Below are 9133 nucleotides of genomic sequence, written 5' to 3' on the forward strand. Positions count from 1 at the left end.
CTCAAAGTCCTGGAAAAGAGCTTTTATTAAAAGATAAAAATTTTCTTTTTGAGAATAAGCACTTGACTCTTGATAGTAAAGGGTACGAGAATTTGAGAAGTACACAACCATATTTATTCAACGATGAATCAGTTCCAAAAGCTAGATTCAAAAAATTAAATACCTGTACATTAAATGAAAATGTTCAAGAATCTATGGCTTCAGAAGAGCTATTAAAAAATCGAGAATAGATAGGAAGTTAATTCTCAGAGATGTGGAATGATATTATAAAATATTTTTGAAGACTAGTAATAGGAGGAATTCCAGTATCTAGTTTGTAGTGTTGTATTAAACTTTTGAGGATTTTTATCAATTAAAGAGAAGGCATATTTTCTTAGTGAACTAATAGTTGATTTGAAAAGTGATGATATAAAGCAACTTAGCATTGATTATAAGAAAAGTGGAGAGCTAGAGTTTTTATAATTATACAGGATTATAATGGAGCAATATATAGTATAAATATTAAGCAAGGCGAAAAACATAATAAATTATTAGAAAATTAGAGTGTGCCAGCAAAGAAAATTCGTTTCTATAATTTGTATTGGAAGATAAAATGCTGCTGGTTTAAGAGGCAAGCAATAAAGCAAAGAAATACTTAGCTAGACGAAAAAAAGAAATTTATAGTGTTTTCTTCATTACTAATGAATGGACACAAGATTATGTGTTTAATGTTAAAAATAAACGTAATTCTTTATAAGGGGTAAAAATAAAGAAAAAGAAGCTATATTAAAAAATATTGTATTAAGTAGTTATTTCATCGAGAAGACCACTACTTGACTATAAACATTATAGAATGAAAACTTTTAAAAACAGTACGAACTTGAGAAATATAAATTAAACTATTTCAAAATACACTATCATTTCTCATTCCTCCCGCCAGCTCCACTTTTTGAAAAAATGAAAAAGATAAAAACCATCAAAATTGGCTAGTACCAATGGATTTGATGGTTTTTGTTTTGTGTAGAAATGGATAAAAAGAGTAAGAAATAGAAAAAATATCCACCAATTTGCCATGCTCTTGTAATGATGTAGGAGTTATATAATAAATATCGTCTTTGTCTGCATGGTACATATTCCCATGTAACTGCTTAATAGGAAATTTATCGTGGAAAGAAATCGAGTATTAGTGATGTGTTTGAATTCATTTTGTACACCCTCACTAATGTATAGGTACATCCTGGTTTTTACAAGTTAATCACTTTTTTACTATCTCTATTTCTTCTGGTAACAATGTACATAGAGCTTTAGTCTGACCATCTTTATCAAGAAATTCAACTTCATAAGCTTCGTTAGGAATCTCAAATGTCATAACAACTGTACCTACTTCTCCTTTATTTACGCCTTCTTCACATTCTTGAAGTGTCCGAACAACATCATATTCTTTAAATTTCAATGTAATACCCCCTAATTATTTTACAAATAAAGTGGTTAATTCAGGACTAAGTGAATTATTTTTAATTATCCATCCCGTTCTCACTATAGCAGTTTTTCCATTTGAACCGCTAATTTCCATATCTACTGTATATCTTTGACCATATAAGTCACTTTTTCGAAGAACTGCATCATATTGAGGCAATTTATTATAGATTTGTTCCAATAATTCATCAGATTCTCTTTTTAATAGACTAAAAACTAGTTTTAAAATATAAAAATTCATTAATTAGACATAAAAGGATTTTAATTAAAATGATATACTATAATTAATGAATAGCTAAAATTTCTTTGTGGAGGAACGGATGAATGAGAGAAATTCGCATACAAGAAGCCACCTTTCAAAATTATGCGGCTGAACTAACAAAAAATGCAACAAGTGGCCAGTATCTACGCTACAAAATAACAATATGGCCTATAGTCGCGCTAATTCTACCAATGAATTGCGCACAAGTATCTTTGAGCTTTTAGAAGCTGTGGAGGTGTTTCAACAAGTGGCACAACAGGATGCGGATCGATTGAAAAAGATGGGCGCCAGTTTTGCGAAACAAGACACTTCATTAGGCAAGCAGGTCAATCAGCTGGAGGTGCGTTGATGGATTGGAATGCTCACCAAATTGAACAAGCGTTGTTAACAAATCGGCGGGAACAGAATCAAGCCAAAGATGAGTTGGAACAAATTCGACGAGAACAAAACGAGCAGGAATGGTTGGAAGTAGATTTCAAACAGATGCAACAAGAAGAACAAGCATTGATGGAATTATTGCGTGATGGTTGGCAAGGTGGAACCGCAACGGGTTTTCATTATTATTTGGAAGATGTACAGGAAGAAGAACACCGAGAATGGCGGAAAGCAATCCGGGAAAAAGAAGAGACACTCAATCAACAAGCCAATCAAGCACGAAATAAACTCTATGATTTAGAAGACCAACAAAGAAAACTTCAAAAGGAGATCACGTCATGAGCCGAATTGATATTGCAGAAGTGAGTGATTTTTTATACAATTTGACCCAAGCAGATGAGGAAACGCGGGTATGGATAAAAGGGATTCAAACGACTGCACAGAACTATGCACAAGATACGTCACTGGATGGGCAGGCGGTTAAGTCCTCCAAAGCCTATTTTAACGATACCTATTCACTGCTTTGCCGAAGTATTTTAGAAGCAATGGATGAAAGCGAGCAGTTACTTGCGCAATATGTGCATGATTTTCATAGCCAAGTGGATCCGTCTTTTTCTGCAAGAATTGATGCGGAATTATTGTATGAAGTGAGCGAACGCGTGGATCGTTTAGAAAGTAAAAAGGAAAATCTTCAGCGTTCGTTATCGGGTTCGACAGCAGGAATTTATGAAGGACAGGCACAACAGATAGGCTCGCAATTGACCGAGGCTATAAAGCAGGAGAACATTTTAGAAAAGTATATCGCGTTTGAACAAAGCCATGGGGATACTTTCACACAGTTACATGATCTTGTGCAGGAAATTCGCCGAACCACGGATCAGTTATTGAATCAGATCAAGTTTAATGATCAGACTGGCATCTATAACATGCCGTCAAGCACGCGTTCAGCGCTGGCGGAACTTCAAAAAGATTATCGAACCGTAAAAAAGAGTGCAGCGGAATTCGAAAAGGAACTGCAGGATTACAGTGTCTATGCAGTGAAATATATTGACGAGAACGGCGAAGAACAGGTAATGTGGGTATTAGAACAGTTTGGCATTGCGGTGGAAAATGTGGAGCTGCAAGATTATTTGGAGAAACACGGGGATCCGTCCAAGTATCCGAATCTGACGCTGGATCAATTGGAAGATAAGATCAATGATTCATGGAAAGACGAGACTTACTATCTTGGCAATGGCCGGACTTATGAGGGCATTGCAGGGAAAATCTTGCAAGGTTCGGCGTATGTGCAAGGTGGCGCTGAATGGGCACAGGATAGTGGGTTGTATGATGCGATGACGGGGATAGGATTAAGTATTGCTGGAGTGAGGATAAGTAAAAAGGTATCATCTTCTAAAATAATTATAAAATCTAATTTGGGTAATGAAATAGATATTACCCCGTTGAAGAAGCATAAATTAGTTAATAATAATCCAGGCCCCTATGGAGAAGCAAATAGTAGTCTAGATATTCTAGATGTTAAAGGAAATGTAAAAACAAGACGATATTATGATGAGAACGGGAGAGCAATTCGTGATGTAGACATGACGAATCATGGGAATCCTAAAAAGCACCCAGAATATCCGCATGAACATTTTTGGTCATATGATTCGGAAGGAAATCCTACAAGAAATTAACACAAAACAGGAGGGGAAATCATGAAGTTTGAAGAAATGGCGACTAGTCTAGCCTACGGAGAAGAGTACAATTTTTATTACAAGGATGAAGAGTATTGGATAAGTAAAAACAGTGTTGGAAATTATCTAACACAAGTGTCAAATGGAAGTACACAAGAATTTAAGTCTTCGGAAGAACTGCTAGAAAAAGCAAGAATTGAAGGGAAATCAATTTTAGAGATATGGCATGATATTGTAGAATACTTTTGAAAACTATAGCTTTTATATATTGACTGGATTTTGAAAGAAAAACAGAATGTATGAAGTCATCTTAGATACTGTATGAACGATAGAAAAGCATTTAAATGGACTTAACCTGGACAAAGAAATACCATTCCTCCCGCCAGCTCCATAAAAAGAAAGACGCCGAGAAGTGCTGGTAATACACACTTTGTAGGCGTCTTTTTTGTGTTTGACTGTCTTTTGACTATAGAGAGGGGAGAATAGATTTAACGTATTTGGAAAAGGTAAGCTGATTAATTTTTGATGATTCATTAGTGTTTGTGTGGAGTAATTTTACTTACATGCTTTTATCTATCTTTTTCAGCAATGGAATGGGCCTAGGTAAGAATGTTTCTTTTATTTATGTAAAATTTATTCTATAATAAATTGTTTTGTTCGAATTTTCTTTATTGTTATTTGTGATTAAAATCACGTTTTCGTTTGATTGAGTAATTATTATTGTTGATAAATGTTCACAGAAGTATACGGGAATATTGAATATAATTAGTTTATCAATAAAAATTATCTCAACAAAATAAATCATTCAGTTTAAAAAATAGGTAGGGGAAGTGGAATTCATTCATGAGAGAAATTCGCATAAAAGAAGCAACATTTCAAAGTTATGCAGCTGAACTAACAAAAAATGCGACAAGTGGCCAGTATCTTCCGTTACAAAATAACAATATGGCATACAGTCGTGCCAATTCCACCAATGAATTGCGGACGAGTATCTTTGAGCTTTTAGAAGCAGTGGAGGTATTTCAACAAGTAGCACAACAGGATGCGGATCGATTGAAAAAGATGGGCGCCAGTTTTGCAAAGCAGGACACTTCACTAGGCAAACAGGTCAATCAGCTGGAGGTGCGTTGATGGATCGGAATGCTCACCAAATTGAACAAGCCTTGTTAACGAATCGGCGGGAACAGAATCAAGCGAAAGAAGAGCTGGAACAAATTCGGCGAGAACAAAACGAACAGGAATGGCTGGAAGTAGATTTTAAACAGATGCAACAAGAAGAACAGGCGTTAATGGAGTTATTACGTGATGGTTGGCAGGGAGGGACTGCAACGGGTTTTCATTATTATTTGGAAGATGTCCAGGAAGAAGAACACAGAGAATGGCGGAAAGCGATACGGGAAAAAGAAGAGACGCTCAATCAACAAGTCGACCGCGCTCGAAACAAACTCTATGATTTAGAAGACCAACAAAGAAAACTGCAAAAGGAGATCACATCATGAGCCGAATTGATATTGCAGAAGTGAGCGATTTTTTATACAATTTGACCCAAGCGAATGAGGAAGCGCGAGTGTGGATAAAAGGGATTCAAACGACCGCACAGAACTATACACAAGATAGTTCACTGGAAGGGCAAGCGGTCAAGTCCTCTAAAGCTTATTTTAACGATACCTATTCACTTCTTTGTCGGAGTATTTTAGAAGCGATGGATGAGAGCGAACAGTTACTTGCGCAATATGTGCATGATTTTCATAGCCAAGTGGATCCGTCTTTTTCAGCAAAAATTGATGCAGAACTATTGTATGAAGTGAGCGAAAGAGTGGATCGTTTAGAAAGCAAAAAGGAAAATCTTCAGCGTTCGTTATCGGGTTCAACGGCGGGACTTTATGAAGGACAGGCACAACAGATTCGCTCACAATTGACAGAAGCTGTGAAGCAGGAGAACATTTTAGAAAAGTATATCGCTTTTGAACAAAGCCATGGTGATACTTTCACGCAGTTACATGATCTTATGCAGGAATTCGGCGGACAACGGATCAGTTGTTGAATCAGATCAAATTTAATGATCAGACTGGTACCTATAGTTTGCCAACAAGCACACGTTCAGCGATGGTCGAGCTTCAAAAGGACTATCAAACTGTAAAAGGGAGTACAGCGGAATACGAAAAGGAACTGAAAGATTACAGTGTCTATGCCGTGAAATATATTGACGAGAACGGCGACGAACAGGTAATGTGGGTATTAGAGAAGTTTGGTGTTGCGGTAGAAAATGTAGAGTTACAAGATTATTTGGAGAAGCGCGGGGATCCGTCCAAGTATCCCAATCTGACGCTAGATCAGTTGGAAGATAAAATCAATAATTCGTGGAAAGATGGGACTTATTATCTTGGCAACGGTCGGACTTATGAAGGGCTAGCGGGACAAGTCTTGAAAGGTTCGGCGTATGTGCAAGGCGGTGCTGAATGGGCGCAGGATAGTGGGTTGTATGATGCGGTGACGGGAATAGGTCTTGGCATAGCAGCAATCCGGGGAAATGCTGTATTTAAGGAAGCAAGTGGAGGGAAATCAATCTTAACGCCTGAAATAGAGGCTAAAATCCTAGAGGGCCAGCGAAAAGGAAATTCAAATGGAATCGTTGGGGGACATTCAGCCAATATTAACAATGCTAATCCAAATTTTGCTACAGAAACTATAAAAGTAAATCCAGATGGAACTAAAGTTATAAAATATACGAAACAATTTTCAGATGGAAATATTTCAAAAATAAAAACAAGCACAGTGTTTCCTGATGGCTGGTCAGACAAAAATATTATTGATGCTATTCATGAAGTTAGTAATTCTAGTGCTATCGGACAACGGAGCATTGATGGATTAACACTTCACAGAGGGAAAATTAATGGAGTAGAAATTGATGTAATTAAAAGAGGCAACGAAATAATTTCTGGTTATCCTGTTGGGGGAAAACCTACTCCAGGATTTGACCCAATAAAATAGATTTAGAAAGGATGATACAGATGGTACAGGTAATGTTTGAAAAATTGGATAGTTATTTACTAGATTTTATTAATGAAAATTCGTCAGAAGATTTTTGGTATGACTATGCCTATATGCAGGCACAAGAATTATTGAATAATTTTACCCAAAGTGACTGGGAGGAAATGTATAAAAATATTGATTCTAAAAGCGACTTATGGAAAATACGGGTATCTTACTGCATTGATGAGGATGCAGGAATGAATGGTTTTGCATTTCTGTTAAGTTTAATGAATGATAGTGATGATGTCATTGAATATGCACTAGATTCATTGAGGTCTTTTGATTCAGAGGAATATAAGAACATAATAAGTTCAAATGATATATTAAAAATAAAAGCACAAAACTTATTAGAAAGTGCTAGTCCTCCAGTAAAAAAAATGTTAGAAAATTTTTTGGAAATAGAGTAGTTAACTGTTATAAAAATAAATAAAAATCCGCTTCTTATCTGATGGGCGTCGAATAGCAAATCCTTGACTAGTAAGCCTGAACTCACTACTAATCAAAATGTCAATAGATAACAAAAACTCATACTGTTTTTCGTGCATCAAAAAATGAATGAGTAAACGTTTCTTTATTGTATAGTTATTTCAGCTAGAAGAATATGAAGCTATTGAAAAGGAAATGAGTCAAACAGAAAATAAACAGCCAATCAAAAAAATTTATCAAAGGATTATTTGGAGAAACACGGAGATCCGTCCAAGTATCCCAATCTGACGCTAGATCAATTGGAAGATAAAATTAATGACTCATGGAAAGATGGGACTTTTTATCTTAGCAATGGTCGGACTTATGAAGAAATTGCAGGAAAAATCTTGCAAGGTTTCGCGTATGTGCAAGGTGGCGCTGAGTGGGCGCAGGAAAGCGGTCTTGCGGATGCAGTATTAGGGTTAGGCTTAAGTACAGCTGCGATTCGGGGAAGTGTTACAGGTGGAGTTAAGACTAAGATTGCAGGAACAGTGTGGGATGATATCAAGGCAACACAACCTAATATTGAGGGAACTCAAATACCGAAATCATTTGAGTTAAGTGTAGATGGGAAAAAGTATTGGGTAAATCCTAATGGAACTAAACATATGGCAGAATATTCAACAAGAACACTATCTCATGGGCAGAAAATGACAGAGCAACAGTTATTGACTAGCTTAAAGGGAGCGGTTGGTGAAGCGGCTATAAGTGGGTATAAGTACAATATTCCGGTACGAGCGGGTAATTGGGAATTGATTTTTAGTCCACCTAGACAAAAAGGGCAATTACCAGTTGTGAAGCATGCGCTTTACATACCAGAAGGAGGAAAATAAATTGAAGATTGAACACGTATTAAATCAAGCTGTTATAGGTGAAAAAGAAGTTGATTTTTATGTTCCTATAAAGGTTGAATTTAAAGATAATGATGATAAAGACAAAGAGTTGTTCTATTATCGAATGCTTAATTCAAAATCATCTTTTGTTGAAATGTCGATTAATTCTGTGACCAAAAAGATTGTAAATATAACATTGGTATCTGTGAATGATGTAAAAGAAATGATGAATGAAGTTGAGCATTTAAATATTTCTAAGGAAACTGGCAACCCAGTAATTGATATGGAGTGTTTTAGTGCAGAACATATTGTGACGGATAATGTGAACTTTGCTATTATTAAAGATACGAAAAAGATATATGTTCTTCAAGATTCTATAGAAGTATGCAGAAGATTGATTATGGATAGCGTAGAATTGCTTCTTGATAGTCATGATAATATAGTTGGATTTATCTTTAGCAACTTTTCAAATGAAGAATGGCAAGAATTAACTGAAAGTATTAACAGCTCTGTTGATATTGCATTACAAGAAGAAAAAATAAAGGATGAGAATAGTGGCAGTGGGGATAAAAGTTGACTTCTTGTGGTATTCAATAGGTACTGGAGATTTTCTACATTCTTTTTTCTCTACAATTTGTATAAATTTAGAGAACGGGAAATGGGGAAGTAACTATCCTGTTATCATGACAAAATTATATAGTGGCTTATTGACGACTGAAGATCAAAATGAAGCAAAGAAAGAGTTAGCAGAAATTCAAAAAGAGCTTAGTCAATTACTACCAGAAAAAGTAGTTTGGGATGCAGAAGATTTAAGTACTACACCACCTTGGGGAAATCAAATAAGTGAGGATGTTACAAGTTTAGCCAACTATTATATAACGAGTGATAGAAAGGATTTGATTTCTGTCATGATGGAAGCAATTGATGAAGCAATTGATGAAAGTGTTAACCTAGAGATTAAAAGTTTGTAAAACATATTTTTTTCTATTATTTTTAGATCAATCTTTTCTTATGGGATAGGTCGATTTCTTGTG

The 9133-nt window shown here is 35.7% G+C and carries 13 protein-coding genes and 2 pseudogenes; 13 read left to right on the top strand and 2 right to left on the bottom strand.

The genetic code is table 11. The annotated features are described in order from the left end of the window. A pseudogene (locus CS921_RS15290) lies at positions 1-230 on the top strand (hypothetical protein); the annotation flags it as partial. 1004 nt (positions 231-1234) lie between these two features. Here CS921_RS15290 and CS921_RS15295 read toward each other — a convergent pair. Both CS921_RS15295 and CS921_RS15825 read right to left on the bottom strand, forming a co-directional pair. Then, a complete protein-coding gene (locus CS921_RS15295; protein WP_099225410.1) occupies positions 1235-1432 on the bottom strand; it encodes a DUF4926 domain-containing protein in 198 nt (65 codons plus the stop codon). 15 nt (positions 1433-1447) lie between these two features. Then, positions 1448-1696: a DUF6883 domain-containing protein gene (locus CS921_RS15825; protein WP_338037328.1), complete on the bottom strand. Its 249-nt coding sequence runs from the start codon at positions 1694-1696 to the stop codon at positions 1448-1450. An 83-nt stretch (positions 1697-1779) separates the two neighbouring features. On the opposite strand from CS921_RS15825, the pseudogene CS921_RS15300 reads away from it, so the two are divergent. The 12 genes and pseudogenes from CS921_RS15300 (at position 1780) to CS921_RS15355 (ending at position 9070) form a co-directional block, all read left to right on the top strand. Continuing rightward, positions 1780-2066: pseudogene (locus CS921_RS15300) on the top strand (DUF3130 family protein). After that, complete coding sequence (locus CS921_RS15305) at positions 2066-2434, top strand: DNA double-strand break repair Rad50 ATPase (protein WP_099225412.1); 369 nt, start codon at positions 2066-2068, stop codon at positions 2432-2434. The pseudogene CS921_RS15300 and the gene CS921_RS15305 overlap by 1 nt, the downstream one beginning before the upstream one ends. After that, positions 2431-3768 carry a T7SS effector LXG polymorphic toxin gene (locus CS921_RS15310; protein ID WP_099225414.1) on the top strand — a complete coding sequence of 446 codons (1338 nt, stop codon included), beginning with the start codon at positions 2431-2433 and terminating at the stop codon, positions 3766-3768. Before CS921_RS15305 ends, CS921_RS15310 begins: the two co-directional genes overlap by 4 nt. A 21-nt stretch (positions 3769-3789) precedes the next feature. Next, a complete protein-coding gene (locus CS921_RS15315) occupies positions 3790-4017 on the top strand; it encodes a hypothetical protein (protein WP_099225416.1) in 228 nt (75 codons plus the stop codon). A 594-nt stretch (positions 4018-4611) separates the two neighbouring features. Then, positions 4612-4899 (top strand): DUF3130 family protein, encoded by a 288-nt coding sequence (locus tag CS921_RS15320; protein ID WP_099225418.1) that lies wholly within the window; start codon positions 4612-4614, stop codon positions 4897-4899. Beyond that, positions 4899-5267, top strand: coding sequence for a hypothetical protein (locus CS921_RS15325; protein WP_099225420.1), 369 nt, complete (start codon positions 4899-4901; stop codon positions 5265-5267). The genes CS921_RS15320 and CS921_RS15325 overlap by 1 nt, the downstream gene beginning before the upstream one ends. Then, entirely contained in the window at positions 5264-5812 is a 549-nt protein-coding gene (locus CS921_RS15760; protein ID WP_240422390.1) for a T7SS effector LXG polymorphic toxin, read from the top strand. Before CS921_RS15325 ends, CS921_RS15760 begins: the two co-directional genes overlap by 4 nt. Then, the gene (locus tag CS921_RS15765) at positions 5809-6759 is read left to right on the top strand and encodes an EndoU domain-containing protein (protein WP_240422391.1); all 951 of its coding nucleotides are present in this window, start codon (positions 5809-5811) and stop codon (positions 6757-6759) included. Before CS921_RS15760 ends, CS921_RS15765 begins: the two co-directional genes overlap by 4 nt. Before the next feature lie 20 nt (positions 6760-6779). Further along, positions 6780-7208, top strand: coding sequence for a hypothetical protein (locus tag CS921_RS15340; protein ID WP_240422392.1), 429 nt, complete (start codon positions 6780-6782; stop codon positions 7206-7208). A gap of 318 nt (positions 7209-7526) precedes the next feature. After that, on the top strand, positions 7527-8099 hold the full coding sequence (locus tag CS921_RS15770) for a hypothetical protein (RefSeq protein ID WP_162921804.1): 573 nt from the start codon (positions 7527-7529) through the stop codon (positions 8097-8099). Between the two features lies 1 nt (position 8100). Beyond that, complete coding sequence (locus tag CS921_RS15350; protein ID WP_099225423.1) at positions 8101-8676, top strand: hypothetical protein; 576 nt, start codon at positions 8101-8103, stop codon at positions 8674-8676. Then, on the top strand, positions 8645-9070 hold the full coding sequence (locus CS921_RS15355) for an immunity 70 family protein (RefSeq protein ID WP_240422393.1): 426 nt from the start codon (positions 8645-8647) through the stop codon (positions 9068-9070). The genes CS921_RS15350 and CS921_RS15355 overlap by 32 nt, the downstream gene beginning before the upstream one ends. The last annotated feature ends 63 nt before the right edge of the window (positions 9071-9133 follow it).

It is taken from the genome of Listeria costaricensis, from assembly GCF_900183385.1.
In the GTDB taxonomy this organism is placed as follows: Bacteria; Bacillota; Bacilli; order Lactobacillales; family Listeriaceae; genus Listeria; species Listeria costaricensis.

Bases quoted from the DNA above. Each gene is read 5' to 3' on its own strand.
- CS921_RS15320 (WP_099225418.1), top strand. From the start codon at position 4,612: ATGAGAGAAATTCGCATAAAAGAAGCAACATTTCAAAGTTATGCAGCT.
- CS921_RS15305 (WP_099225412.1), top strand. From the start codon at position 2,066: ATGGATTGGAATGCTCACCAAATTGAACAAGCGTTGTTAACAAATCGG.
- CS921_RS15325 (WP_099225420.1), top strand. From the start codon at position 4,899: ATGGATCGGAATGCTCACCAAATTGAACAAGCCTTGTTAACGAATCGG.
- CS921_RS15355 (WP_240422393.1), top strand. From the start codon at position 8,645: ATGAGAATAGTGGCAGTGGGGATAAAAGTTGACTTCTTGTGGTATTCA.
- CS921_RS15310 (WP_099225414.1), top strand. From the start codon at position 2,431: ATGAGCCGAATTGATATTGCAGAAGTGAGTGATTTTTTATACAATTTG.
- CS921_RS15760 (WP_240422390.1), top strand. From the start codon at position 5,264: ATGAGCCGAATTGATATTGCAGAAGTGAGCGATTTTTTATACAATTTG.
- CS921_RS15340 (WP_240422392.1), top strand. From the start codon at position 6,780: ATGGTACAGGTAATGTTTGAAAAATTGGATAGTTATTTACTAGATTTT.
- CS921_RS15825 (WP_338037328.1), bottom strand. From the start codon at position 1,696: ATGAATTTTTATATTTTAAAACTAGTTTTTAGTCTATTAAAAAGAGAA.
- CS921_RS15315 (WP_099225416.1), top strand. From the start codon at position 3,790: ATGAAGTTTGAAGAAATGGCGACTAGTCTAGCCTACGGAGAAGAGTAC.